21 protein-coding genes and 1 tRNA gene are annotated in these 26401 nt (G+C 56.9%); 12 read left to right on the forward strand and 10 right to left on the reverse strand.

Translation table 11 applies throughout. The features are described 5' to 3' along the window. The 4 genes from ACR0J1_RS18560 to ACR0J1_RS18575 all read right to left on the reverse strand — a co-directional run. The coding region (locus tag ACR0J1_RS18560) for an AHH domain-containing protein (RefSeq protein ID WP_480734218.1) at positions 1-4408 on the reverse strand (4408 nt) is incomplete at its 3' end. Between the two features lie 29 nt (positions 4409-4437). Further along, positions 4438-5067, reverse strand: a complete 630-nt coding sequence (locus ACR0J1_RS18565; RefSeq protein WP_480734562.1) for a hypothetical protein — start codon at positions 5065-5067, stop codon at positions 4438-4440. Between the two features lie 53 nt (positions 5068-5120). Then, positions 5121-5495: a toxin-activating lysine-acyltransferase gene (locus ACR0J1_RS18570; protein ID WP_480734216.1), complete on the reverse strand. Its 375-nt coding sequence runs from the start codon at positions 5493-5495 to the stop codon at positions 5121-5123. Positions 5496-6091: 596 nt separating this feature from the next. Then, on the reverse strand, positions 6092-6793 hold the full coding sequence (locus ACR0J1_RS18575; RefSeq protein ID WP_480734215.1) for a response regulator: 702 nt from the start codon (positions 6791-6793) through the stop codon (positions 6092-6094). 120 nt (positions 6794-6913) lie between these two features. On the opposite strand from ACR0J1_RS18575, the gene ACR0J1_RS18580 reads away from it, so the two are divergent. From ACR0J1_RS18580 to ACR0J1_RS18595, 4 genes are all read left to right on the forward strand, one after another. Further along, the gene (locus ACR0J1_RS18580) at positions 6914-8092 is read left to right on the forward strand and encodes a NapC/NirT family cytochrome c (protein WP_480734214.1); all 1179 of its coding nucleotides are present in this window, start codon (positions 6914-6916) and stop codon (positions 8090-8092) included. Continuing rightward, on the forward strand, positions 8085-8708 hold the full coding sequence (locus tag ACR0J1_RS18585; protein WP_480734213.1) for a TorD/DmsD family molecular chaperone: 624 nt from the start codon (positions 8085-8087) through the stop codon (positions 8706-8708). The genes ACR0J1_RS18580 and ACR0J1_RS18585 overlap by 8 nt, the downstream gene beginning before the upstream one ends. 160 nt (positions 8709-8868) lie before the next feature. Then, positions 8869-11328: a trimethylamine-N-oxide reductase TorA gene (gene torA / locus ACR0J1_RS18590; protein WP_480734212.1), complete on the forward strand. Its 2460-nt coding sequence runs from the start codon at positions 8869-8871 to the stop codon at positions 11326-11328. Between the two features lie 63 nt (positions 11329-11391). After that, positions 11392-12012 carry a hypothetical protein gene (locus ACR0J1_RS18595; protein WP_480734211.1) on the forward strand — a complete coding sequence of 207 codons (621 nt, stop codon included), beginning with the start codon at positions 11392-11394 and terminating at the stop codon, positions 12010-12012. A 4-nt stretch (positions 12013-12016) separates the two neighbouring features. Here ACR0J1_RS18595 and ACR0J1_RS18600 read toward each other — a convergent pair whose 3' ends face one another. The 6 genes from ACR0J1_RS18600 to ACR0J1_RS18625 all read right to left on the reverse strand — a co-directional run bounded on the left by ACR0J1_RS18600 (position 12017) and on the right by ACR0J1_RS18625 (position 19378). Continuing rightward, on the reverse strand, positions 12017-14356 hold the full coding sequence (locus tag ACR0J1_RS18600) for an ATP-binding protein (RefSeq protein ID WP_480734210.1): 2340 nt from the start codon (positions 14354-14356) through the stop codon (positions 12017-12019). Positions 14357-14533: 177 nt separating this feature from the next. After that, entirely contained in the window at positions 14534-14851 is a 318-nt protein-coding gene (locus tag ACR0J1_RS18605) for a carboxymuconolactone decarboxylase family protein (RefSeq protein ID WP_480734209.1), read from the reverse strand. Positions 14852-15681: 830 nt separating this feature from the next. Then, positions 15682-15758 (reverse strand) — tRNA-Arg (locus ACR0J1_RS18610). A gap of 64 nt (positions 15759-15822) precedes the next feature. Then, complete coding sequence (locus ACR0J1_RS18615; protein WP_480734207.1) at positions 15823-17205, reverse strand: ATP-binding protein; 1383 nt, start codon at positions 17203-17205, stop codon at positions 15823-15825. Positions 17206-17223: 18 nt separating this feature from the next. Beyond that, on the reverse strand, positions 17224-18642 hold the full coding sequence (locus tag ACR0J1_RS18620) for a dihydrolipoyl dehydrogenase family protein (protein ID WP_480734206.1): 1419 nt from the start codon (positions 18640-18642) through the stop codon (positions 17224-17226). Positions 18643-18646: 4 nt separating this feature from the next. Next, a complete protein-coding gene (locus tag ACR0J1_RS18625) occupies positions 18647-19378 on the reverse strand; it encodes a TVP38/TMEM64 family protein (RefSeq protein ID WP_480532576.1) in 732 nt (243 codons plus the stop codon). A 294-nt stretch (positions 19379-19672) separates the two neighbouring features. Here ACR0J1_RS18625 and rpmH point away from each other — a divergent pair, with 294 nt between their 5' ends. The 8 genes from rpmH to yihA all read left to right on the forward strand — a co-directional run bounded on the left by rpmH (position 19673) and on the right by yihA (position 26356). Beyond that, positions 19673-19807, forward strand: coding sequence for a 50S ribosomal protein L34 (gene rpmH / locus ACR0J1_RS18630; RefSeq protein WP_005980833.1), 135 nt, complete (start codon positions 19673-19675; stop codon positions 19805-19807). 26 nt (positions 19808-19833) lie between these two features. After that, the gene (gene rnpA, locus ACR0J1_RS18635; RefSeq protein WP_480734205.1) at positions 19834-20256 is read left to right on the forward strand and encodes a ribonuclease P protein component; all 423 of its coding nucleotides are present in this window, start codon (positions 19834-19836) and stop codon (positions 20254-20256) included. Beyond that, positions 20253-20477 carry a membrane protein insertion efficiency factor YidD gene (gene yidD, locus ACR0J1_RS18640; protein ID WP_480532580.1) on the forward strand — a complete coding sequence of 75 codons (225 nt, stop codon included), beginning with the start codon at positions 20253-20255 and terminating at the stop codon, positions 20475-20477. Before rnpA ends, yidD begins: the two co-directional genes overlap by 4 nt. Before the next feature lie 44 nt (positions 20478-20521). After that, positions 20522-21403: a tRNA 2-thiocytidine(32) synthetase TtcA gene (ttcA, locus tag ACR0J1_RS18645; protein ID WP_480734204.1), complete on the forward strand. Its 882-nt coding sequence runs from the start codon at positions 20522-20524 to the stop codon at positions 21401-21403. A 71-nt stretch (positions 21404-21474) separates the two neighbouring features. Then, positions 21475-23022: a putative bifunctional diguanylate cyclase/phosphodiesterase gene (locus ACR0J1_RS18650; RefSeq protein WP_480734203.1), complete on the forward strand. Its 1548-nt coding sequence runs from the start codon at positions 21475-21477 to the stop codon at positions 23020-23022. Positions 23023-23142: 120 nt separating this feature from the next. Next, entirely contained in the window at positions 23143-24972 is a 1830-nt protein-coding gene (gene yidC, locus ACR0J1_RS18655) for a membrane protein insertase YidC (protein ID WP_480734202.1), read from the forward strand. Continuing rightward, complete coding sequence (locus tag ACR0J1_RS18660; protein WP_480734201.1) at positions 24969-25706, forward strand: MOSC domain-containing protein; 738 nt, start codon at positions 24969-24971, stop codon at positions 25704-25706. Before yidC ends, ACR0J1_RS18660 begins: the two co-directional genes overlap by 4 nt. Next, complete coding sequence (gene yihA, locus ACR0J1_RS18665; RefSeq protein WP_480734200.1) at positions 25703-26356, forward strand: ribosome biogenesis GTP-binding protein YihA/YsxC; 654 nt, start codon at positions 25703-25705, stop codon at positions 26354-26356. The genes ACR0J1_RS18660 and yihA overlap by 4 nt, the downstream gene beginning before the upstream one ends. Positions 26357-26401: the final 45 nt, after the last annotated feature.

Consider the following 26401-nt stretch of genomic DNA (forward strand, 5'->3'; position numbering starts at 1 on the left):
AGTCCAAGATGTGATCATCGCCGTCACCAAGCGCATAACGATACGTGTCAGCACCCTCGCCACCGCGCAAATGATCATCACCAACTAGGCCTTCAATTGTGTTGGCCCCAGCATCACCATAAAGGAAGTCCGCATGGGCGGACCCAATGAGCCCCTCGATTTCGGTAAACGTTTCAAGGCCACCACTGATCTTGGCCTCACCAGTTGCCAATGATGCTATAACCCCAAGTGTCGAGTGCCGATACGAAGCAATGTCATGTCCGCTGCCACCATCAAAGGAATCGAAGCCACCGCCGCCATGAAGGACGTCATTGCCCGCTCCTCCAAACAACTGATCGTTACCTGAAACCGAAGTATCGGTAGACAAGTCACCATAGATAAAGTCGTCGCCGCCTTGCCCTCTGACGATATCATCACCAGCATGACCATAAAGAGCGTCGTCTTCATCCCCACCCTCAATTTCATTTTTATATATGTCGCCAATCAACTCGTCTGAAAAATTAGAGCCGCGAAGGTTCTCGATGTTCGTATAGCTATCTCCATCTGCATCTCCTGCAGACCCAGAACCCGCATGCAGATTTGCGGAAACCCCCCCGCCGGCGTGAGCAAACGTTGCCCAGTCGATACCTGAGCCACCATCTATTTCATCAGCACCATCACCACCTTCAATGACATCGTCGCCGGTACCTCCATTCAGATTGTCAGCACCCGCACCTCCATCAAGGTGGTCATCCCCGGATTCACCGTAAACTTCGTCGTTCCCAAGATACGTTTTGATAAGGTCGTTACCAGCGCCACCACGTACGGTGTCGTCACTTTCTGCTGTGTAGAATTCGTTGCTTATCTCATCCCCGACAAGGTCATAGGAATCCGAAAGTCCGAGCCTTTGAGCTTCAGCGATGGTTGCATACCATCCAGCGGCGAACGCGGAATCGGGGGCAACCGCCATGATCGCATTGATGGCTTCGGTGTTTTCCAAATAGGTGTGATAATCGTCAGCTATTTGTAGAGTTGATGCTATGAGCTGATACACCTCAAGCAGCGTCTTGCCATCAAATGTGCTGGAGTCACCATTGTTAGACTCGCGCTGAAGAAGTGCTTTGAGGTTTAAGTTTTCAAGAGCCCTAACCGCCGTCATTTTGCCATCGTTAAGCTTGGCGTTTGCCAGGTCCCTAACGTATGCATCCAGATAGATATCGTGAAAATCCGCGAATGTTCTGCCGTCGCGCCCGGCATTCTTGAGGGATTCCTCATAGTGCCCAAATGACCATTGGGCTAGTTCGCCATAGTTGTTTGATTGAGACATCAACGTGCTTACGAAGCCATTCATGGCGTCTACGTAGGCCTGAGCAATTGATTGCGACAGCTCTTCGTCGCCATCATCATCAGACCACGTTTCTCTCAATTCAAAAAAGCCTGTTTCGGCATTAAACCCTACGTTCGTCCAAGCTTGTGGGTCTTCATCAAAAATCAAATCAACTAGAAAGCCGACTGCCCAAGTTATCACCGCACCAACCGGACCTGCGAATGTACCAAGCGCTTGAAGAGCTCCAGTGACTTGAATAACCGCGCCTGCGATTGCAGACGCGATACTTCCTTCAATAGTTTCGAGTGGTGGCAAAACTTCCTTGATCACCGCTCCAAGTATCGAACTGGCCCACCCACCGGCACCCCAGAAACTATCTGGAAGTGTAGCAACTGCTACACTTTCGCTGACCTGTTCGTACAAGTCGCCTGCGCCCAGAAGATTTTCTACGAGATCGGTATCAATAAACCAATCTACACCATGAGTGACGATATTATTGACGCCGATACCAATGACGGATTCATAGATAGCGCCGGGAATTCCATCTGAGTCAATAAATTCAAAGATCTCGGCCATTATCAACTGGTTGATAACGTTCGTTACATTGTTAATCCCATTGACGATCAATTCACCGCCGAAATCTTCAAACACTCCAGTTGAAATAGTTTCGAAATGCTCGGCAAGGGAAAACGTGCCAAAATCGACATTCGCACGGTGTATTAGTGCGCCGAGCAGTTCACCGGTGTTTCCAAGTACCGTATCCAAAACAGTGTTTGTCGCGATAACTTCAAACTGGCTCGCATCTTCGTCTAGAATGGCTTGAGTTAGGAAAGGCGTGAGCGCCATTCCTATTGCCTGTCCTGTGAACTGTCCGGTCAAATAAATCGGTTGAGTGGGCTGCCCAATCGGATTTCCGTTTTCATCGACTTCTTGCCGCCAATAGAGAATGTGACCTTTGCCGTCCGAAGTCGTGACCTCTTCAATGGCCGTGTATTGACCATCTGTAACTCGAGCGGTTTTCTCGAATTCCGTGGTGCTACCACCTCTGCCGGAGACATGGACCACAGCGTAGTCCGGGAACCCGTCTCCATCCGTGTCTCGCGCATCGGTAATGAACGGTACCTCGGATGGATCAAGAAATGCGAAGATCGAGTCGTTGTGTACACGGATTCCGTCTGCGACGTAGTTATGATGTCCAGAGACTTCAAAGTTGTAAGTTTGCCAGCCAGTTTGAGCCGCCGCCAAGACATCTCCTACCGCATTCTGCTTGTGAACCAGCTCGAAGTCGTCAGCGGTAGATTCACTAAACCCGATCCGAGTGCCGGATACAGTGAGCACCTGGCCTGTTTCGGAGACAATTCGTGCATGGCCTCCACCCAAGCGCACCAGTCTTTCAATTTCAAGATAGTCGCCAGTTTCTGTTAAAAAACGATGGCCCGGCGTGACGTGGATAGGCGCACGATCATCCTCAAAATCAAGGCGCATCCACTCTTCCGTCGAATTGCGAAACAGGCGCGAGACAATGCCGGGTCTGCGGATGCCTTGTGCATCAAAAGAGAGAACAACATCAGAAGTACAAATGTCCTCAATCGCCTTTTGCGAACCATCCCACATCGAAATAGTGGTTCCAGCAGGGAAACACATTCTCGGATCGAGTGCGTATTTTTCTTGTGGTGAAATTTCATCACTAGAGGCGATAGCGGCGCGAAGGGTCTCTTCAAGAGTCTTGCCTTGATCCTCCGCGTGATAATCTAAAAGAGCGAGCAATTCCGAAATTTGACTTGGCTCGTATTTTGAAGCCTCCGCTGCTTCAAAGTTGCCAAGAGTACTAATGTAGTCCTTAACAATCTGTCCTAGTAGTAGACGTGTATCACTATCAAAGTTTTCAGCAATAACACTCGCCAATTCCTCCCATGCTGGCGGAGTGCTATCGTTTCGCCCGTTTATCCAACCCTTAATACCCTGTACGGACCCATTCAGGGTTTCAATGAATTCATTGTCAGAATATTGATCGGCGAACTCCAATGCCCCAAGAAGACCATCGATGTTATTGTAGAGATCATATGCACCCCAAAGGAGGCCAACGCCGAACAGTGACGCGACACCTTTTAGTGCGATGTCCAGAGCGATATCCCCTGCCAAGGATGCGAGGAAACCGTCTGGCAATTCCAAATTGGTATTGCTTAGGAATTCGATTGCTTGAGCGTTAGTATAGTCTTCGCCATATTCTTGTTTTAAGGCTGCGTCCGCTGCGCCAGTGAAGCCGACGGCCAACAACGCATATGCCCCACCTGTGACAATGCCGCCCTTTAATAGCTTCGCAGAAAGATCTGCAGCGTTTGTGACAATTGTAGCGTCAAAATATCCGAATTTTCCCGGTACTCTTAAGAAAGAGGATTCACCTTTCGCAAAGGACAACGCTTCATCTGTGTCAACGCCGTTATAAATTGCATTTACAGCATTTACGACATTGTTGCGCTGTAGACCCGAACCATCTACACCCTCAAGTCCGTTTACGATTGCGTCGGCGGCCTCATGAAGTTTTGCAACCCGGATTTCTTGATCCGCAACATCAACTTTATCAAACTCAAAACCATTTAATGGCGAATCTGAAGCCACTCGTATGTTCCAACCCTTGTCGTTCAACGAGGGAGATAATGACGAATTATATTCTGAACCCAGCTTATAAGCACTAGAGTTTTTGTAACTGTTATCGCCTTCTGTAGGCAGTAATTTCTCCAACTCGTCGAATACATCTACATCATGCCCGCCATTCAGTGTATTCAGCACACCGGGCGTCGCAAACTTGACTTTTAATTCATTTGTAAGACCGACTAAGTTGGCTGCTTTTTGACTAAGGCTTAAGTTGCTGTTGTAGATGTCGTCAAGCTGCTGTTCTATCCACTGAGAATATCCATTGTGCGGCCCGTTGTGTTGAGTAAAGATTCCATTCTCTACGGTGGGTAAACCCATAAGGTTTACGGCCTGATTGTCTTTTAAGAATCGGTCACCCAATTCTGCAATCAGTGAGTGCATTTCACCACCACCTTCCCCAAAAAATTGTTGCGGAATGATGTGATGACCTTGTAATGGGGTAGCCATTTTACAAATTTCTCAACTTTTTAGGGATTCTAGTGACGATCTTCGACGACGTCGCGGGGCCAAAAACTCCACTCGCTGATACCTATTTCCTCAAGTGCAATGCGACCCTCTTCGGTACACATCACTTCTCTGGTATACGCATCTCGCCAAATGGGTGTTTCCACGGCAGAACTGGCTTTGATTACTCGCCTACTACCGGAAGAAACATAACTTCCTTCAAACCTCTTCGCGCGATTTCGCCCTAGCACCAAATCAGACTTAGACAAATCAAATGACGGGCGCAGTGGCAGAAGAGTTGCAATAAAAAAATCACCTTCCCAAGGTGGGCAGTTTCGCCCCCGGTCCCAGACACGTTCGTGCCGTACGAAACTAAACAGACGATCATCAAACGAGTGCATTGCATCAACAAATGTTTGATCGACTACAGTGTCGATCCAAGGTTGGGTTTTGAGAACTCCAATCACGTGGGAACCACTAAGTGGCTCGCTGCTACCAGTACCAATCCAAAAGTCTTTTAGCTGGCCTTCGGTTTCCTTAGTCAAAGGGCCTGATGCTTGCCATGTGTTTGCGCCAACCGTGTAGTTAACGTCCTCCAAAGGTGCCCAACCTTCCCATGTATCATTCCTTTTCTGAATGTAAGGCCCTTCTCTCTCTGCCATCCAGCCGACCACTGAAGAAGTAGGACAACCGCTACTAACAATCCGGTAACACTTCATTCTGAATTCTCTGTTTTTGCAGCTAAGGATGCCCAAAACTGTTTAATAACTTCGTCGAGATCAGCAAACGGGGAAACGCATTCAACAATGACCAGGTTTTTTCCCGACCTCCACTCCTGTGGCTCCAACTTTCGATCGCCCGCCTCAAACCGCGCCTTGACCTCATCTGACACGGTGGCCCAACTCAGGAACGCGATCGGTTGCTTGCCCTTGGAATAGATTTTGAACTGCTGTAAAAAAATCGCTGGCGAGACCACTTCCTCAATGAAACTGATCTTCTTGTCCCGATGCTCTTTGCTAACCGTAAGCAGCCAAGCCGCTTGTCCCATTGCCGATGCAAATGTCGCGACATCGGGTAGTTTTTCTTTCATCTTAGTGCTGCCCCCTCACATTCACCAAGCGGCCTGCTAGCCTTTCTTTGAAACGCAACTTACTCTGAAAGTATTGATTTTCATCGGCTTAATCACACGACTACTGGAGCGACGATAACCTGAAGTTGATTTCTGTCAACACTTATTACACCATTTGATGTATCGAGCTTTTTCTTCTGAACAGCTAATTTGACTGCTATTGCTAGATGAGCCCGAACTCTATCAGTTTGATGACATCTTGAAACAGGTGGCACTAGTCCGGGGCTCTTCGTTGGCTTTCTCATCTTCCACTCCTCGGTGGTGACGATGAGCGACAAACACTCTCTTAGCAAATGACCCTATTTGGACCCATAAGGGCTGACGTCAGACAGAAGCTAAATACCACGAAACGACCGACACATTGCATCTTAGCTACGGGCGCCGGAATGGAGGGCCGAATTCTCGACGAGGTTCTTGACGGCGTCCAGACAAGGCATGCGTTGCTCAACCAACATCTCTACCCGCCAAAATCTCAAAACAACTCTTTCGACCCACGATCTCTTGGAGACAATGCTGAAACAGTTCAGATGATAACGCTTAGAGGTTTCTAAGCATGTTCATGTTTTCATGAACACATATCCGACGCCATGCACTGTCACCAGGATGGTCGGCGATTTGGGGTTTTGTTCAATCTTGTTGCGCAGCCGTCCGATCAGCACGTCGACCGTGCGATCATATGGTTGCCAGTCGCGGCCTGAGAGGCAGTCAAGAAGCTGATCACGCTGCAAAACCCGTTTGGGTCTCTGCGCCATAAAGTTGAGCAGTTCAAATTCACCGCGCGTCAAGTGCACATCGTTGCCATTAACATCCGCCAACCTGCGTGCGCCCCGGTCCAGGGACCAACCTTGGAACTCAATATTCTCCTCCTGACCCTGCTGCGGGACAGCCGGCATTGCGACGCGATGCAGTATATTTTTGGCGCGTACCAACAATTCCCGCAGGTTGATGGGCTTATGCAAATAGTCGTCAGCCCCGATTTCAAGCGCAACAATTCGGTCAACATCTTCTCCCCGTGCGCTGGCAACGATGACCGGCACGTCAGAATGGGTGCGCAGTTCACGTAGGAGGGTCAGGCCATCTTTTCCGGGTAGGCGGATATCCAACACCACCAGATCAATTACGTGGCGATTAAGCTCTCGCTCCATCTCATCACTGTCTTGAGCGCGGATGACCCGATATCCTTCAACTTCAAAGTAACCAGCCATAGCCTCAAGGCTGGTCGGATCGTCTTCGACGATCAGAATCTGCTTGGTGAGCATCTCAAGCCTCATCCCCAGTCGTTTACATAACGTTTACATAATTTTACCGACCGTTCAAAGCCCCAAAGAAAACCGTTTACAGGCCCCAACTAAAATCGAGTTCAGACGGAGGCTAAAAAGATGGTAAAACGACTTTGGCAGAAATTCTGGGGCCCGGCTGGAGCCGTGTCTTTTGGCTTCATCATGATCGGTGGCTTCTTTGCCGGGATCATCTTTTGGGGCGGTTTCAACACCGCGATGGAAGCGACAAATGAAATGGAGTTCTGCATTTCTTGTCACGAGATGCGGGACAACGTTTATGAAGAATACAAGGAATCCCCGCATTTTATGAATGCATCTGGCGTTGGCGCGGTGTGTTCCGACTGCCACGTCCCCAAGAAATGGGGGCCTAAGGTTCTTCGAAAGATCCAGGCATCACAGGAACTATACGGTCACTTTGTGACCAAGGTGATCGACACGCCCGAGAAGTTCGAGGCGCACCGCGCCGAGATGGCCCAAAGCGTCTGGTCCACGATGAAGGCAAACGATTCGCTGGAATGTCGCAACTGCCACGCGGTCGAACATATGGACTTTAAACTGCAGGATCCAAAAGCAGCCGAGTTGATGCAGGCTGGGTTCGAGCGAGGCGATACGTGCATCGACTGCCACAAAGGCATTGCGCACAAGCTACCTGACCTTTCTCAAGGATATCGTAAGAAGTTCGAAGACTTGAGTGCTGAAGCCGAGGATGGTGTGTCTGCGGACGACGTCTACCCGATCAAGACCGTTCCCTTGTATGAAACAGCTGCCGATGCCGCCGCTGGCGAAAACGCCATCGGTCAGGTTCTGGCCGCAACGCATATGCATGTGCAGGACCGCAGCAAAGGTATGCTGAACGTCCAGATCGAAGGTTGGCAGCAGGACGGTGTGGGGCAGGTTCTCTATGCCCTGCGCGGACAACGGATTTTCGAGGCAACTGTCAAAAAGGCAAAGGTCGATCTGGTGCAGGTACATGCAACCGAGACCGACCCTGATACCGACCTTGTTTGGCACGAAGTCAGCCTGAATGGCTGGGTTGCGCCGCAGGACCTGACCGATGATGTCGATGCGCTGTGGGACTATACATCCGAGATGTATACCGCCAGCTGCGGCACCTGCCATTCGAAACCTGACCCCGGTCACTCACTGGCGAACCAGTGGATTGGTTCTCTGAAGGCGATGAAGCGTTTCATCACGCTGGATAAGGAAGAATACCGCATCCTGCAGAAGTACCTTCAGCTGAACGCGAAGGATACCGGTGGGGCTGCCGAGCATGGCTGAGCAAGTTACACAGATGTCCAAGGGCACCGCATACCGCTGGCTGGCACAGTTTCTACTGTGTCCCCCGACCCGGGAAACGCTGGAAGCTTATCGGGCAGATGACGGGCAGCGCATTCTGGATCAACTTGAAGCACTGCCCGCCCTGGCCCCGGTTGCCGCATGGCTGCGGGACCAGGTGGCCGAGGGGCAGGACCTGGCGGATCTGCAGAAACGTATGACCCGCGCTTTCAGCCTGGCGTTTGAAATGGGCGGTCCGCGTGCTGTACCCCCGTATGCCTCGGTCTATCTCAGCGACTCGGGCCGTCTGTTTCAAAAGCCGACCCGCGACATGGTGGCGCTGCTGAACGAACTGGATATGGGTTTGCCTGCGGACGTCAACGAACCGGCCGACCATCTGGCCATTCAGCTACACATCTCGGCCGAACTGCTGGAGCGGGCGGAAGACGGACAAGAACTGCCACTGACCCCCTCAGACTTTCTGGACAGCCACGTTCTGACCTGGCTGCCGGACTTCGCCGAACGTTGCGAAAACCTGACCGAGCCCACCCCGATCGCGGATTTTGTCAAAGCTGCACTGGGGCTGTGCCGGGCTGAAATTGCGGCGGCCGACACATGAACTAGGCCAGTGTGGATGAGCTCGTTTACAGGGCGTTTACAAATAGTTACATCCGGTTAAACGTTCCCCAGAACTCCGTTCACATTGGTTTGTAAGACTCAAGACAATGGCAAAAGGACCACCCCTTTTGCGATGAATTTCAAAGCAATGGAGGAAGATGATGTCCATCCGCAATTCCAACACAATGACACGGCGCAGTCTGCTAAAGGGTGCAACAACCCTTGGCGCGTTCGGCGCATTTGCTCCGGCGCTGCTGCGGGCGGGTGCGGCCCATGCCGCAGGCGCGGGCGAAGTGTTGACCGGGTCGCACTGGGGCGCATTCCACGCCACCGTTGAAGACGGCGTCTGGACCCAGATTCGTCCCTGGGATCAAGACCCCCACCCCAGCGAGCAGCTGGAAGGTGTCTTGGACAGCGTCTACTCGCCCTCGCGCATCAAATACCCGATGGTCCGCAAGGCTTATCTGGAAGGCGGCCCCGGTGCCAAAACCGAAGATCGCGGCAACGAAGAATTCGTGCGCGTCAGCTGGGATGAAGCCCTTGAACTGGTCACCAACGAACTGAAGCGCGTCAGTGACACTTATGGCCCGACCGGCGTGTTCGCGGGCTCGTATGGCTGGAAAAGCTCGGGCAAGCTGCACAACTGTCAGAACCTGCTGCGCCGCGCCTTGAACGTGGGCCTAGAAGGTAAGTTCGTCAACAGCTCGGGCGACTATTCGACCGGCGCAAGCCAGATCATCATGCCACACGTAATGGGTACGCTTGAAGTCTACGAACAGCAGACCGTCTGGCCTGTCGTGGTCGAAAGCACCGACGTGCTGGTCTTCTGGGCGGCTGACCCGGTCAAAACCAACCAGATCGGCTGGACCGTGGCAGACCATGATGCCTATCCCTATTTCGAAGAGTTCCGGAAAACCGGTAAGAAGGTCATCGTGATCGACCCGATCCGGACCGAAACAGCCAAGTTCTTCGATGCCGAGTGGATCCCGATCCGCCCGCACACGGACGTCGCCATGATGCTGGGTATCGCACATGAACTCTATGCCCAGGGTATGCACGACCAGGACTTCCTGGACGAATACACCGCAGGCTTCGAAGACTTCCTGCCCTATCTGACCGGCGAAAGCGACGGTGTTGCCAAGACACCCGAATGGGCCGCCGAAATCTGCGAGGTTCCAGCCGATCAGATCAAGGAGCTGGCTAAGGTTTTCTCGGAAAACCGCACCATGCTGGGGTCCGGTTGGTCGATCCAGCGTCAGCACCACGGCGAGCAGTCGCACTGGATGTTGGTCACGCTGGCGTCGATGCTCGGTCAGATCGGCTTGCCGGGCGGTGGCTTCGGTCTCAGCTATCACTACGCCAACGGCGGTTCGCCCTCTGCGGACTCGGTCGTGTTGCCGGGTATCTCAGACGGTGGCGCAGCGGTCGAAGGCGCGGCATGGCTGACACAGGCAGGCGCAGCCTCGATCCCGGTCAGCCGGATCGTGGAAATGCTGGAACGTCCGGGCGAAGAGTTCGAGTTCAACGGCACCACAACTACTTTCCCCGAAGTGAAGATGGTCTACTGGACCGGCGGAAACCCGTTCTCACACCAGCAGGACCGGAACGCTATGGTTAAAGCCTGGCAGAATCTGGAAACGGTCGTTGTTCAGGACTTCCAATGGACTGCAACCGCACGGTTCGCCGACATCGTCCTGCCCGCCACTACATCCTATGAACGTAATGATATCGAACATATCGGGGACTACTCGCTCAAGGCGATCCTGGGCATGAAGAAGGTCATCGATCCGGTGTTTGAATCGCGCACCGACTTTGACATCTTCACCGATATTGCCACCCGCCTGGGTGCAGGTGACGCCTTCACCGAAGGCAAAGACGAGATGGCATGGATCGAAGGTTTCTATGAAGAAGCTGCCAAACAGGGCCCGGGCAAAGGCATCGAGGTGCCCAAGTTCGCTGACTTCTGGGAGACCGGTGTGGTTGTCTTCGACATCCCCGAAAGTGCCAAACAATTCGTGCGCTATGCCGACTACCGCGAAGACCCACTGCTTGAGCCGCTGGGTACCCCGACCGGTAAGATCGAAATCTTCTCGCGCAACATTGAGAAGATGGGATACGAGGATTGCGGCCCCCACCCCATGTGGATGGAACCTGAAGAACGCCTCGGTGGTAACGCGCCTTATCCGCTGCATATCGACTCGGGCCACCCCCAGTATCGCCTGCACTCGCAGCTGGCCGGTACCAAACTGCGTGAGAAATACACGGTTGGCGGACGCGAACCCTGCATGATCAACACGCAGGACGCGGCAGCACGCGGTATCGCCGACGGCGACATCGTGCGGGTGTTCAACGATCGCGGTCAGGTTCTGACCGGGGCGGTCGTGTCGGACGACATCCGTCCGAGCGTGATCCGCATCTTCGAGGGCGGCTGGTTTGATCCGGTCGGCGGCGGAGAAGCTGGTTCGCTGGATGCCTATGGCGACGTGAACTGCCTGACCGTCGGTCGCGGCACCTCGAGTCTGGCGCAGGGCAACTGCGGCCACACAGGCATGGCCGAGGTCGAGAAATACGCCGGCGATCTGCCCGAAGTGAACGTCTTTACCGCCCCGGCAGAGGGCTGATTCTGAGGCAACACCTGGCGCGCGCGGGCACCGCGCGCGCCTTTTTTCATGTTGGGTGCTGACATGCTGACAACTCGTCTTGTTCCAATACTTCTCATATTGGGCCTGCTGGACCCCGCCACAGCGCAAGAACAGCCTGACCAGCAATATCTTGACCAGATGAGCGAAATTCACGCCGCTCCGGACACCAAAGACCGCCCTGGTCGGGTTTTCGTGGCCACCCCCCTAACCGTTCTGGAACAGCGGGGGGATTGGGCGCAGGTATCTATCTCTGGCTGGACGCAGGCGGATGCCGAACGGGTCGTCTATGCCGCCCCGGGTATCCGGGTGATGACGGCAGCCTTGCCCAAAACCGCGGTGAAGGATTTGATATTCTCGGATCAGATCACCGATCCCGATACCGGCCAGGTCTGGACCCGGACAGAGTTGCGCGGCTGGTTGCATCAACCTGTCCTGCAGCCCGAACAGTCGCTGATCTGGGACCGGGCCGAGCCGCTATTCGCGAAACGATGCACCGCCTGCCATCAGCGCCGCATCCCGCATCACTACACCGCGAACCAGTGGACCAGCCACCTGAAGGTCATGGGGCCGCGCACTGGATTGCCTAAAGAGGATCAATTTCTGATCCGCACTTATCTACAACATCATGCCAAGGATAGCGACCGGCTGACTCAATCACCCTAAGCCTTCAGCGGACGTTGTTCCCGGGTTGGCTGAGTTCAGTTAACAAAAGACGCAAGGCATCGGTCACGCAAAGGCTTTCGGCCTCGACCTCCTGCATCTTTCGCCCGACCGCGTCGGCGTTGTCGGGCTGCTTGCTCAGCCGGTTCAGCTCTTTGGCCAGATCAACCAACCCCGCGGCGCCCACGAACCCGGCACCACCGGTCAACTGATGGGTCAGTTCGGCGACCTTTGGATAGTCCTTGGATGCCACTGACGCATTCATGGCCTCGATCAGCTCGGGGCAGCTGTTCAGAAACCGCTCGACAACCGCGCCTCCGCGTTCGGATCCCAGATCAGCAAACAACTGACGCACGTTTTCAGCAGCGATTGCGCTCTTGGCGGGTTTCGCTTCGGGCTGCGTGGGGGCCGTCGGCATCGAGTTGGACAGAACAGCACCCAGTTCGGATTTGGTGAAGGGTTTCTCCAAAAACCGGCTGATGCCGGATTTTCGCAGCATCTTCAGACTGTCCTGCGGCAGTGCCGCTGTCACCATCACAACGGGAATCCTGCGCCCTATGTGATCAGATATCTCGGCCACGCGGCGCGCGACATCAAGGCCGGTGTGAGTGCCCAGCTGAAAATCGGTGATGACGATGTCGAAATCGGGCTTTCCCAACGCGTCATTGGCCTGCGCGAAACTGTTTGCCACAACGACCTGATTGCCCAGTTCGCTGAGATACCCATCGATCACAGTTGCGTTCAGCGGGTCATCTTCGACCACCAGAATCCGGTGCCCGGTGGGTTTGCAGGGCTCTTTCCCTTCAAGTACGTCCATCGCAATGGCGAACCCGAAAATAGCGCCGCCTTGGGGGTTTGGCCTGTATGTCAGGCATCCGCCCAGAAAACTGACCAGTCGGTGGCTGATGGCCAGCCCCAGCCCCGTGCCGCCGGTGGATGCCTGCGCTTCGTTTTGCGCAATCTGCACAAATGGCTCGAACAGGGTTTCCACCGCCTCTTGGGGCACTCCGGGTCCGCCGTCGACAACGTCGAACTGGATGCGGGTCCGGGACGGCTTCTTTGCAGCCGTGCACGTGACATTCAGAGCAACCGGCGCGTCGCCCGCGTATTTGCGGGCGTTGGACAGAAGGTTCAGCAGAACCTGACGCAGCTTGTGCATGTCACCATGCAGATGGCGCGGAACGTCCTGCGCGATCCGAAGCTCAAAATGAACCGGATCCGAGGCATCGTCCAGCCAGACGATCTGAGCCACCGATTGACACAGCTCGTCCAGATCAAAGTCTTGATCAATCCGTTGCAAGGCCCCGTTTTCCGCTTTCGAAAGACCCAGCACATTCTCGATCAACGACGCCAGAACGGTGCCCGAGGTCTGGATGCTCTGAAGTTTTTCGTTGGCTTCGGCCCCCAATTCTTCTCCCAGCAGACGGGTCAGCCCTAGAATGCTGTTGATCGGGGTGCGTATCTCGTGACTGATCGTGTTCAGGAACAGGGTCTTTGCGCGATCTGCTTCGCGTGCGGCATCGATTGCTTTGAGATAATCGGTGATGTCCTGCATGATAATGACCCGACCGGCGAACTTTTCGCTGACATCCAGCATTTTCTGAACCGAGACATCAAAGCATCTTGTGCCATAAGGCGTATCCAGAACAACGGGCTTTAACGAAGTACCATCGGATTCCAATAGCTTTTTGATAACATCTGTCAGCGCTGTGGTTTGGATCTCGCTGTAATACCCCGCTCCCGACCGCATCTGCCCCAGCAATAGCCGGTTGGCCGCGACGTTGATATGCGTGGGATTGTTTCCGTTGTCCAAGAGGATTGCGGGTTCCGCGATGCTCTCAAATACGGTCAGGTATTTGTTCTTTTCGTTGCTAAGGGCTCGGTTGCGCGCCTGCAATTCTTCCAGACGGTCCGATGCTGTGGTGGCGTTCCAGACGTCCATCAGACCGGTTTCCATGGCATCGAATAGTTCAAGGATCAGCCCGCGCAGGTCTTCACGCTGATTATCGGGCGCAGATTTCTCGACCACTAGATCCAGGTAGGCGTTCCGGTACAGCTTCATCAGCCCAACGAAATCGACAACGCTAATTCCGCGGGATCGGTGTTTCAGACCCTGCTGAACACCAAACTCTGATGCATGCTTAAGCATGGTTTCATGCGAGAGACTGTCCGAATGCGCCGTTTCGATCAGATCAATCAGCGGTTCGCTGAGACCACAGATGGAAATCCGCCAGGCTTCTCGCAGAGTCGAGGAGAACTGCGTATAGTCTTTTTTCTGGGCGTAGTGGATCACACGGTCAGTCAGCCACTCTTCATGTGTTTTTATCAGGTTGGATACGTGCAGCATTGAAAGCCCCGATGGTCCTTTGGCTCTATTTTGTTGCCAAATCTACCGTCAAGCCTTTCAATTCACCATACGAAGGATGGTCACAGGGTTGTATCCGTTACTTCAAAGGGGGTGAGCTTGGTTGCTGCGCTTTGCAACGCTATGTGTGCCCCGACACCAAGCTAACCCTTTGCGGTGTTATTTTTCTTTTGTGATATCGTTTATCCACGTTGCTGCTGCCACCGCACGGGGTAACCCCAAGGGTCCGATTGCCAGCAATGCGACTTGATCAATATCTGTTATTGCAATCCCTTCGCTTATGGCCCGGCGCGTATGAGAGTGAACTGCTCCTTCCGAACCTGCCCCGATTGAGAGAGCCAGTTTCACCAGTCTTCGTTCGCGCTCGGTAAGCGACCCCGCATTTGCTGTCGCTGCGCCGATTTGAGCATACGCTTCCCATATGTCTGGGTGATTTTGGGCGAGTTTACCTGCGGCGCCTGGTAGGTCTTTGTTCATTTTTTTCTCCTCTTTGTTTGATTGTCTTTTTTAATCATGGATTTGCTCAATAACGAACTCACTTTATTGGGCGCTACGGAACTAGGGAGTTACCCTCTTTGGAGCGCCTGGCGATCTGAGTCGTTGTTGCAATGTCGGACGTGTACTGAGTCGGCAACAGAACTCAGACAATCGTTCTGGAGGCGAGCTCTGCTTTGAGGGCCAATAGACGTTCTGTGGTTTGATATCGCTCCTTCTATTAAAGCACTTGCAGCAAGGGAGACGAATCACGGGGCTGAAGCAGTGCGGGTCGCTTTAGCTGAGGCAGTGTTAAAAACAGCAGATGCTCTTGATTTTGATCCACGAGAATTTGTCGCCGGAGAAGATTTTCTTCAAGATACCCGCGAGCGGATCTTGAAAAAATTCAGCGATATGGACCGGATCGAGGGAACCTTCTCGGAAGCTCGATAGCCCTTGTGCTGCTTAGGTACGCCTTTTGTTTTCCTTTGCTGCCATCGATCTAAGAGTACCGAACGGTAGAAAAGTCCGCGATCTGTGAACTGGCATGACGGTTCGTTTTGCTTGTGCAGCGAATGGCCGGTTTGGCGGGCCGCGTTGCAGCATCCTCAAGGTCCGTCGAAGGTCTGGATTGGGCCGACAGTCACGACTGACTGCCAATTCAGAAAGCGGCACCAAATTCCTCTGTCAGCAACTGATTTGCAGCTCTGGGTCTACTTCGTGCTCAAGGAGTTATTGATTTGGGGGTGCCATATGGAATCGAACGTTCACCGCTTTTCTGGCCCAACTACGACCGTTGGGTCAGGTTCGTGTGACGTTCAACAAGCACCAAGTGGCGGACCGAGGAGGATTCGAACCCCCGACCCCTTGATTCGTAGTCAAGTACTCTATCCAGCTGAGCTATCGGTCCGCGTTGGTGAGGCGCTATGTAGACCCGGGGCTAGGTGCGTGCAAGGGGATTCTGCAAAAATCCGTCAAAAAGTCACCTCGCCGCGCGGGAGCCTTATTTCAAAGGTGGTTCCGTCCGGACCGGTGTCCTTCAGAATGAGGTCTCCACCATGTCCGCGGACCAGTTCCTGCGAAATCGCCAGGCCCAGGCCCGAGCCGCCCTTGCGGACCCCGCCCTGAAACGGGGTGAACAGATTCTCTCGAGCCTTGGGTGGCAAGCCCGGGCCAGTGTCACTGATCTCGATGCACCAGTCCGTCTCGGTCTCGGAGGCTGAAACCGAGACTCGTCCCGGCTTGCCCGACGCCACCAGCGCCTGCCTCGCGTTGCGCACAAGGTTCAGAATGACGCGGAACATCTGCTCGGGGTCGGCGCGCGCGATCAGGTCCTGCGGGATGTCGTTGACGATCTCGACGCAGGCATCGGCGATGGCAAGCTGTTCGCTGTCCACCACATCGGCGGCGACGTCATGCAGCGGCACCATCGTAAGGGTCGGGGCTGGCTCCTCGGCGCGGCCAAAGGCCAACGTGCTTTCGCACAAGGAAACTGCCCGGGTGATCGAATTCACCAGCTTGGGGGCCATGCGCGCCACCAGCGGGTCGTCACTGGCCTCGATCCGGTCGGTAAACAACTGCGCCGAGGTCAGGATGTTGCGCAGATCGTGGCTGACCTTGGCCACAGCGCCACCCAGTTGTGCCAAACGCTCGCGTTGTTTCAACGCCTGCGTCAGATCGACCTGCAGGGTCTGAAGCGCTTCTTCCGCCTCGCGCAGCTCGGTCACTTTGGAATTGGGTGAGATGATGCCGCGCGCATCCTCGGGTGCGCTGGCATAGCGCTGCATGTAGCCCACCACGCTTTTGATCGGGCGTACCAGCACCACGCGCACGGCCAGAAACAGGAAGGACGCGGTGATGATCGAGATCACGAAGGACAGTCCCAGAATACGCAGCCCATAGTCGGTCATCGCGCCCCGCAGCGGATCGCTGTCCATCGTGACCTCGATCAGCAAGCCCGCATCCTTGACCGGGGCGCCGATCACACGGATCACCTCATTTTCGGGGGTAAACAAGCGCATCGTGGCATCGCGGATCAGGACCCATGCACCAGCATCCCGCAGATCATAGGTCTTGGTGATCCGGTCTGGAATGGGCGAGGACAGCATCAGCTGCCGCACCTCGTCCCGACGTAGCACCACATTGTAGACACCGGCATTAGCCAGCAACTCGGCTTCAAGATCATCGGCCAGCATATCGTCAGCCAGCAAGGCAAGCGAGGCGATCTGGGCGCGCTCCAACCGGTTCAGCAGGAAATCTTCGCGAAAACGTGCGATTGAAGGCACGAAGATCAGAACTTCGGCCAACATCACGAAGACCGTGGTCAGGATCAGAAATCGGCCTGACAGCGAGTTCACTTTGCGCTCCTCCTTCGGTCAGGGAATCCAGCGCTGGACGAACCTGACCACTTTCTTAACCGTTTGATTCTCAAACAGCCTTGGCGAGAAATAGGCACCCGCCACCCGTTTGTTAAGCTCTCCGACCGTCGGATAGGGCGAAACCATCGCGGCGATCTGACCCATCTTGAGGTTATTGGCCAATGCCAGCGACCACAAGTTGATCAATTCGCCCGCCTGATGCCCTACGATTGTAGCGCCCACAGGTCGGCCTTTTATGACCATGACCTTAATGAAACCCTTCGTTTTGCGCTCGGAAATGGCGCGGTCGTTATGGTGATAGTCGAACCGGGCGATTTCCATCGCATCGCCATGGGTCTGGCGCGCCTGCGCCTCGGTCAGTCCCACCTGCGCCAGTTCGGGATCGGTATAAGTGGCCCAGGGGATATGTGCGGTCTTCGCCTTGGACGGCAGCCCGAACAGGGCGGAGCGGATGATGACCCCCGCCTGATAACCCGCCACATGGGTGAATTGCATCCCGCCCGCGACGTCCCCGATCGCATAGACCTTGCGGTTCGAGGTGCGCAGCGAGGCGTCCACCTTGATGCCCGTCCGTGTCCGGTCAATCCCGGCGGCCTCAAGGTTCAGGCGGTCGATGTTGGCCTTGCGCCCGACGGCCAGCAGCAGGTGCGAACCCGCATAGATCTCGCCATTTTCGGTGACAACCTCGACGGCGCCCGCATTGTCCCGGATTTGGGCCACCATGGCGTTCTCGTGGATCGCCACGCCTTCGTCCCGCAAGCTGTCCAACACGACGGCTGCGGCCTCGGGGTCATCCTTGCCCAGCGCGGTCATGCCTTCGATGACCGTGACCTTGCAACCCAGACGGATATGCGCCTGCGCCATCTCCATCCCGATGGGACCGCCGCCGATAATCAGCAGATGGTCGGGCTTGTCGCGCAGCTCAAATATGGTTTCGTTGGTGAAATAAGGCACCTGATCCAGCCCCGGCAGAGGCGGCACCAAGGGCGAAGACCCGGTGGCCACCACGATCCGCCGGGCGGTGATCCGGTGATCGCCGGCCTGCACCTGCGTGGGCGAGACAAAACTGCCATATTCGCGGATTACCTTGACGCCGAACCCTTCGAACCGCTCCTGACTGTCCATCGGTTCGATCTGGGCGATGACATCGTGGACGTGATCCTTGGCGGCGGCATAGTCCACCTGAGGCACCACGTCTGCCACGCCCAAAGCCACCGAATGCGCCTGCCCGTAAGCGGCTTTGCCGCTGGCGATCAGAGCCTTCGACGGGACACAGCCGAAATTCAGGCAGTCGCCGCCCATCTTGTGCCCTTCCAGCAGGATCACATCGGCGCCCATCTGGCTGGCTCCGGCGGCAACCGACAGGCCGCCCGACCCGGCGCCGATCACCAGGATATCGGTCTTGAGCTCTTGCATGAAATCAGCCGTCCTTTCGGCCACGCAGGGATTTGATGACAATCGGCAATGCGGCCAGCACACACAAGCCGATAATCGGGCCGATCACAAACGGCTCCCACAGCAGCGAGACATCCGGTGTTTCGCCCCGATCGAACACACCACCCAGACCCACGCCGATCCACGTATAGACGATGCCGCCCGGAATGATGCCCAGCGCCGTGGTGATCAGAAAGTTGCGGAACTTCACCCCAACAAGCGCAGGTACCAGATTAGCCACGAAGAACGGCACCACCGGCACCAGCCGCAGCAGGAACAGCACCGAGATCTCGTTCTCGCGCAGCCCGTCCTTCAGCTTGCCGATGGTCCCTTCCGAGGATTCCAGCCGCGCGGTCAGCGATTCTCCTAAACCCCAACGCGCCGCCAAAAAGATCGCGGACGCGCCGATGGTGGCTGCAAAGACGTTGAACACGGTTCCGGCGAACAGGCCGAACAAAAACCCTCCGGTCATCGAGGCAATGGCGGCACCGGGCAGCGAAAACGCCACGATAACGATGTAGATCACCACGAAGGCCCCGGCCATCGCCCAGTAATGCGTATCACGCCATGCCAAAAGCGACTCGCGGTTGTCGCGCAGGGTCTCGAATGTGAGGTAGTCGCCAAGCGTGAAGAACCCGACCGCCGCAGCCGTCAGAATCACAAGCAAGGGGATATGCCGCGCCACGCTGCTGCGCGGCACCTGGGATGTTTCACTCATCTGAGTTTCCGGCTTCTGTTCGTTCATTCTGCCCCAACATGCGTGTTACGGCGGCCGCGCAACAGGGGCCTCACGCGGCGTTGAACTTGATGACGAGGAATGTGAGCGTTTTCGGCGTGAAACCCGGTTTTTGAAACCTTTTGCCCCGTCAGGTTACAGAATTGTTGCAAATAGCGACAAAACCCCCACCTGGGGGTTTGACTTAACCCCGTCTTGCCAGTAGAGGACGGGCTTCGAACACTAGGGCCAGGCGAATCCGCGCCGCACCCACCGCTATTGATTGGAGACGGAGCGATGAAACGCACCTATCAGCCTTCGAACCTGGTTCGCAAACGCCGCCACGGTTTCCGCGCGCGCATGGCCACCAAAGCCGGCCGCAAAATCCTGAACGCGCGCCGCGCCCGTGGCCGCAAGTCGCTGAGCGCGTAAGCCTCTCGACCTTTCAGGTTATGAACATGACGCCGCCGGAGGCCCCTGAGGATGGTAGCAACCAACCGAGGGTCAAGCCCCCGGCGGCGTCCGTTTGCGCAGACGAAACTCTGACCGTGCTACAAAACCGGTCTGACTTTCTAAAGGCCGCGCGGGCGCGTCGGCAGGGCACGGCCTCGATGATGGTACAGGCCCGCAAGCGCAACCCGGACGAGGCATCGGGTATCCGCGTCGGTTTCACCTGCTCCAAGAAGGTCGGAAATGCCGTAGCCCGCAACCGCGCCAAGCGCCGCTTGCGCGAGGCCGCACGTGCGGTTTTGCCCCAGCAAGCCCGCGATGGGTGGGATTACGTGCTGATCGGCCGCTCGGAAGTCACCGCCGCACGCCCCTTTGACGCGTTGAAAGACGATCTGCGCTATGCCCTGCGCAAGCTGCATGGCGGCACATGACGTTGTTTGCCCATATCCTCGCCCTGCCCGTTCGGGCCTATCGGCTGATCTTCAGCCCCTGGGTCGGGTTCAACTGCCGCTATCAGCCCACATGCTCGGCCTATGCGCTGGAGGCACTGGAAAAGCACGGCCCCATCAAAGGCACATGGCTCGCTGCAAGACGTATCGGGCGCTGCCATCCCTGGGGGGGCGACGGCTATGATCCGGTGCCCGACGAATGACCCCGACCCTTGCCCGGCTCCCCCATCTGCGATAGGCCCCGCCCATGTTTGATGAAGCCGACGATATCCACCCGCTCTTTGCCGGCGCGCCCTCGACCACCGAGTTCAAGAAGCTGCGCAAGCGCATTGTCCGCCAGACCCGAGAGGCGATCGAGCAGTATGGCATGGTCGAACGCGGCGCGGGGAAAACGCCCCGCTGGCTGGTCTGCCTGTCTGGCGGCAAGGACAGCTATACCCTGCTGGCCGTGCTGTATGAGCTGAAATGGCGCGGCCTGCTGCCCGTCGATCTGCTGGCCTGCAATCTGGATCAGGGTCAGCCGGGCTTCCCCGCCACCGTTCTGCCCGAGTTCCTTTCGCGGATGGAGGTGCCTCACCGCATCGAATATCAGGACACCTATTCCGTCGTGATGGACAAGGTCCCGCAGGGCCGCACCTATTGCGCCCTGTGCTCGCGGCTGCGGCGCGGCAACCTCTATCGTATTGCGCGCGAGGAAGGGTGTTCTGCGGTCGTGCTGGGCCATCACCGCGACGACATCCTTGAGACTTTCTTCATGAACCTCTTCCATGGCGGCCGTCTGGCAACCATGCCGCCCAAGCTGGTGAATGAAGAAGGGGACCTGTTCGTCTATCGTCCGCTGGCCCATGTGGCCGAGGCCGATTGCGAGAAGTTCGCCCGCGCGATGAATTACCCCATCATCCCCTGCGATCTGTGCGGCAGTCAGGACGGCTTGCAACGCCAGCAAGTGAAGCAGATCCTCGACCAGTGGGAGAAGAACAGCCCCGGTCGGCGGCAGGTGATGTTCCGGGCACTGACCAATGCACGCCCCTCGCATCTGCTGGACCCGAAACTGTTCGATTTTGCCGGTCTTTCCCTCAATCCGATTCAAAGTGACGAGAATTCTGAGGAAATTCCGCGTCTGCGTTAACGTCTGACTCAGATTGGTTTCCTACGGTTGGCCTGCGCGACCCCTGCCCAAGCCGAAGGCCGTCAAAACCGATGCGGAATATTCTCTCTGTCGACCGAATTCTTGAAACGCTGCGGACCATGTTCACCGGCCCGCCGGCGCTTGCTTTTGTCCCCGCGGCCTGTCTGGCCGCCTTCTGGCTGGGCGGCGAGATGGCGTTGCTGACGACGGCGCTGGGCCTGCCGCTGATCTTCGCGGCCACCGGGCTATGGGGTGGGCGGTCCTATCGGGCCACGAACCAGGGCGCGCGGCCCAGCGGGCAGCTCGACAACCAAACCTTCCAGACGGAAATGCAGGTTCTGCACGACCGGACCGCCGCCAGCGGCCACAACGCCGCTTGCATCGCGGTAGCGCTGGACGATTATACAGATCTCTGCGATCTGCACGGGCAGGCGGCGGCCAACCATATCGCATTGCAGTTTGCCGACCGCATCCTAACGATCATCCGCAGCCATGACATCTTTACCCATCTGGACCAAAGCCGATTTCTGATTGGTCTGACGCCGTCGTCCCATCTGGATTTGGAAGCCTGCATTCAGATGTCGGGCCGTATTCAGGGCGCAATCGAGGAACCCGTGTTACTGAACGGGGCCAACGTCTACCTGTCCTGTTCCATCGGCTTCTGCCAGCGCTCGGATGTCAGGCAGGCCAACGCACAGGCCTGGATCGACGCAGCCTGCGACGCCCTGACCGAGGCGCAGCGCAGCGGACCCTCGACCATTCGCGCCTACTCGGCGGAAACCCGGCGTCGATCGCAGGTACGCACCAATCTGCGCCGGGAGTTCGAGGCGGCGCTGGATCACGGCCAGATCCGGCCCTGGTTTCAGCCCCAGGTGTCCACGGATACGGGCCAAATCACCGGGTTCGAGGCCCTGGCCCGCTGGGATCACCCCACCAAGGGCGTCCTCAGTCCGCAGGTGTTCCTGCCGTTTGCCGAACAGGCCGAGCTGATGGAGCGGCTGGGTCAGGTTATGCGCCACCACGCCTTCGACGCCATGCAATCGTGGCAGCAGGCGGGCCTGACCGTGCCCCGGATAGGCATCAATTTCTCGTCGAATGAACTACGCAACCCCGCCCTGATCGACCGCCTGAAGTGGGAGCTGGATCAGTTCAACCTCACCCCTGACCGGCTGGCGGTCGAGGTGCTGGAAACCGTGTTTTCGCGCCGCCCCGACGATGTGATCACCCGCAATGTAACCGGTCTGGCCGCGCTAGGATGTGCCATCGATCTGGATGATTTCGGCACCGGCCATGCCTCGATCGCGTCCATTAAGCGGTTCGATGTCTCGCGGATCAAGATCGACCGAACCTTTGTGGCCAAGGCCGACCGAGACCCGGGCCAGCAGCAGCTGGTCAGCGCCATCCTGACCATGGCGGAACGGCTGAATCTGGAAACGCTGGCCGAGGGGGTCGAAACCCCGGGCGAACACGCGTTGATGGCTCAGCTGGGCTGCAATCACGTGCAAGGCTTCGGAATTGCCCGGCCGATGCCGTTCGAACAGACCGGCGACTGGATTGCGACCCATCAGGCCCGGATCAGTGGCGCCCCCAAGATCGGGCGCAAGATGGGCGGAAAATGACAGGCTTCGCGCGACGAATCCCCTGTTGCACCGATTTGAGGGGCGATTCCGCTTGACCTTTGGGGCTGCACTCTGTTGAACCCAGCGGGTGTGTTTTACTGCTGAAGGTGGCTGTCCCCGATGGACGATCAGAACAAGAATCTCATCCTTGCAACTGTGCTCAGCTTTCTGGTGATCATCGTGTGGTTTGTGCTGTTCCCTCCACCGGAACAGACCCTGCCGCAGGACGAAGCCGGGATCGCAGCCCTTGAAGGCGACGAGGTGCAGACACCCAACGCCGCCGCCTCGGGCACCGTCGCCGAGGCGACCGCCACCGCAGAAGAGGCCGAGCCCGACGCTCAGGCCCCGCGCGTGCAGATCGACACGCCGCGCCTGAAGGGCAGCCTGTCCCTCTCGGGCGGCCGCATTGATGAGCTGTTCCTGAAAGATTACAAAGTATCCATCGACGAGGGTGCGCCCATCGTCGAACTGCTGTCTCCGGTTGGATCGGATTCGGCCTATTATGCGCTCTATGGCTGGGCGCCGGGCGCCGGGCTGGCGGGTGCGGATGTGCCTGGGCCGAATACGCTCTGGACGCTGGAACAGGGCGAGGCGCTGGGGGTCGACACGCCCGTCACGCTGGCCTGGGACAACGGGAACGGGCTGACCTTCCGCCGCACGATCTCGGTCGACCAGGATTATATGTTCACCGTCACCCAATCGGTTGAAAACGCCACCCAGTCCGAGGTGGGCATGGCCCCCTACGGCATCCTCGCCCGTCATGGCATCGGCGAAGATGGCGATCTGCCGGGGCTGAAGAACTTTTTCATCCTGCATGAGGGTGTGATCGGCATGGCCGACGGCACCCTGTCCGAGGTTGATTACGGCGACGTGCGCGATTTCGACATCGACCCCAACGAGCGCGCGCAGGCCGAGGTCTATCAGGTCAAGCAGGACGGCTGGATCGGGTTCACCGACCATTATTGGATGACCACGCTGATCCCCGAGCCCGGCTCGGCCTTTAAGGCGGCAGCCAAATATGACTCGCGCCGCAAGATCTATCAGACCGAAACCGTCCTGCCGACTCTGACCGTCGCCCCGGGCGAAACCGCCGAGGTCACCACCCGTCTATTTGCCGGTGCAAAGGAATGGGAAACCATCCGCGAGTATCAGGCCGAGGGGGTGCAGAAATTCATCGACAGCATCGACTGGGGCTGGTTCTTCTTCCTGACCAAGCCGATCTTCTGGCTGCTGCACAACATCAACGCCCTGATCGGCAATATGGGCTGGTCCATCATCGGCCTGACGCTGATCATCAAGGCGATCCTGTTCCCGCTGGCGTTCAAATCCTACGTCTCGATGGCGAAGATGAAGGAACTGCAGCCGCAGATGGAGGCCCTGAAAGAGGCTGCAGGCGACGACCGTCAGAAGATGCAGCAAGGCATGATGGAGCTGTATAAGAAGGAAAAGGTAAACCCGGCCGCGGGCTGTCTGCCGATCCTGATGCAGATCCCGATCTTCTTCTCGCTGTATAAGGTGATCTTTGTCACCATCGAACTGCGTCAAGCCCCATGGTTTGGCCCGTTCCGCGACCTCAGCGCACCGGACCCGACCTCGATCATGAACTTCTTCGGCTGGCTGCCTTGGGCCGGCCCCGAGCCCGGTACGCTGATGGCCACCATCTTGATCGGCATCCTGCCGCTGCTGCTGGGGATTTCGATGTGGCTGCAGCAGAAACTGAACCCGGCACCCACCGACGCGACGCAGGCGATGATCTTTGCCTGGATGCCGTGGGTGTTCATGTTCATGCTGGGCAGCTTTGCCAGCGGGCTGGTGGTCTACTGGATCGCGAACAACACGATCACCTTCACGCAACAGTATCTGATCATGCGCAGCCAGGGCTATACGCCGGACGTGTTCGGCAACATCAAGTCCGGCTTCAAGAAAACGCCAAAGACGGATGACAAATGAGCGGCGCGGTCACCAGCCTGTGGCGGCATCCGATCAAAAGTCACGGGCGTGAAAGCCTTGATCACGTCACCATGACCCCCGGGCAGACCATGCCCGGGGATCGCGTTTGGGCCGTTGCGCACGAGGCGTCCAAGGCCGACGGATCAAAATGGGTGCCCTGCCCCAATTTCAGTCGCGGCGCAAAGGCCCCGCAGCTGATGGCAATCTCAGCCGAACTGCAGGGCGACCGGGTCACGCTGCGACACCCCCAGCGCCCCGATCTGAGCTTTCAGCCGGACACCCAACAGGACGTCTTTCTGAACTGGGTCAAACCGCTGATGCCTGCGGATCGCGCGGCCTCGGCCCGTATCGTGCGGGTACCGGGGCGCGGCATGACCGACAGCGATTTTCCGTCGATCAGCCTGTGCAACATGGCCTCGCACCGGGCGGTCGAACAAAAGCTGGGGCGGGATCTATCCATCGCCCGCTGGCGCGGCAACATCTGGTTCGACGGCCTGCCCCTGTGGGACGAGTTCGACTGGATCGACCGCGATATCCGCATCGGCGAGGCGGTGTTCCGCGTCCGCGAACGCATCACCCGCTGCCTGGCCACCACCGCCAACCCCGAGACGGGCGAACGCGATGCCGACACACTGGGCGCGCTCAAGACATGGGATCATCAGGATTTCGGTGTCTATGCCGAAGTGCTGGAGGGCGGAGCTATCCGAACCGGTGACACGGTGCAGGTGCTATGACCGCACTTCCCTTTCCTTTGGCCGAAGACCCGGACACGCTGGCGCAAGAGACCGGGCGCAAGCTGTTTGCCGGCGAATCCACCTTCGTCAAAGGCGTCGTGGCCATGGACGGTCTGCCCGCGCCCGACCGGTTGGAGGTCTGCTTTGCAGGCCGCTCGAACGTGGGCAAATCCAGCCTGATCAACGCGCTGACCGGCACCAAGGGGCTGGCACGCGCCTCGAACACGCCGGGCCGCACGCAAGAGATCAACTTTTTCACCCAAGGCCCAGAGCTGTATCTGGTTGACCTGCCCGGCTATGGCTATGCCAATGCACCGGTGAAGGTGGTCGAGAAATGGCAGCGACTGCTGAAGAAGTACCTCAGCGGTCGTCAGACCCTGCGCCGCGCTTTTGTGCTGATTGACTCGCGCCATGGGGTGAAACCGGTGGATGCCGAGATCATGAAGCTGCTGGACACCAGTGCCGTGACCTTTCAGGTGGTGCTGACCAAGGCCGACAAGGTCAAGGCCAAAGAGCGTGAAAAAGTGCTGGATCAGGTACGCGGCGCGCTGTCGAAACACCCTGCGGCCTTCCCCGAAATCGTGTTGACCTCGTCCGAGAAGGGCGACGGCATTCCGACCCTGCGCTCGATCATCGCGCATCTGGAATAGCTTGGGTCTTGGCAGCGCCCCTCAAAGGTCCTAACACGGAATGCC

Source organism: Ruegeria sp. CJ3, assembly GCF_056536725.1.

Bases quoted from the DNA above. Each gene is read 5' to 3' on its own strand.
- ACR0J1_RS18660 (WP_480734201.1), top strand. From the start codon at position 24,969: ATGAGCGGCGCGGTCACCAGCCTGTGGCGGCATCCGATCAAAAGTCAC.
- rpmH (WP_005980833.1), top strand. From the start codon at position 19,673: ATGAAACGCACCTATCAGCCTTCGAACCTGGTTCGCAAACGCCGCCAC.
- ACR0J1_RS18625 (WP_480532576.1), bottom strand. From the start codon at position 19,378: ATGAGTGAAACATCCCAGGTGCCGCGCAGCAGCGTGGCGCGGCATATC.
- ACR0J1_RS18600 (WP_480734210.1), bottom strand. From the start codon at position 14,356: ATGCTGCACGTATCCAACCTGATAAAAACACATGAAGAGTGGCTGACT.
- yidC (WP_480734202.1), top strand. From the start codon at position 23,143: ATGGACGATCAGAACAAGAATCTCATCCTTGCAACTGTGCTCAGCTTT.
- rnpA (WP_480734205.1), top strand. From the start codon at position 19,834: ATGACGCCGCCGGAGGCCCCTGAGGATGGTAGCAACCAACCGAGGGTC.
- torA (WP_480734212.1), top strand. From the start codon at position 8,869: ATGTCCATCCGCAATTCCAACACAATGACACGGCGCAGTCTGCTAAAG.
- ACR0J1_RS18570 (WP_480734216.1), bottom strand. From the start codon at position 5,495: ATGAAAGAAAAACTACCCGATGTCGCGACATTTGCATCGGCAATGGGA.
- ACR0J1_RS18595 (WP_480734211.1), top strand. From the start codon at position 11,392: ATGCTGACAACTCGTCTTGTTCCAATACTTCTCATATTGGGCCTGCTG.
- yihA (WP_480734200.1), top strand. From the start codon at position 25,703: ATGACCGCACTTCCCTTTCCTTTGGCCGAAGACCCGGACACGCTGGCG.
- ACR0J1_RS18605 (WP_480734209.1), bottom strand. From the start codon at position 14,851: ATGAACAAAGACCTACCAGGCGCCGCAGGTAAACTCGCCCAAAATCAC.
- ACR0J1_RS18620 (WP_480734206.1), bottom strand. From the start codon at position 18,642: ATGCAAGAGCTCAAGACCGATATCCTGGTGATCGGCGCCGGGTCGGGC.
- ACR0J1_RS18580 (WP_480734214.1), top strand. From the start codon at position 6,914: ATGGTAAAACGACTTTGGCAGAAATTCTGGGGCCCGGCTGGAGCCGTG.
- yidD (WP_480532580.1), top strand. From the start codon at position 20,253: ATGACGTTGTTTGCCCATATCCTCGCCCTGCCCGTTCGGGCCTATCGG.
- ACR0J1_RS18565 (WP_480734562.1), bottom strand. From the start codon at position 5,067: ATGGCAGAGAGAGAAGGGCCTTACATTCAGAAAAGGAATGATACATGG.
- ACR0J1_RS18585 (WP_480734213.1), top strand. From the start codon at position 8,085: ATGGCTGAGCAAGTTACACAGATGTCCAAGGGCACCGCATACCGCTGG.
- ACR0J1_RS18575 (WP_480734215.1), bottom strand. From the start codon at position 6,793: ATGCTCACCAAGCAGATTCTGATCGTCGAAGACGATCCGACCAGCCTT.
- ACR0J1_RS18650 (WP_480734203.1), top strand. From the start codon at position 21,475: ATGCGGAATATTCTCTCTGTCGACCGAATTCTTGAAACGCTGCGGACC.
- ttcA (WP_480734204.1), top strand. From the start codon at position 20,522: ATGTTTGATGAAGCCGACGATATCCACCCGCTCTTTGCCGGCGCGCCC.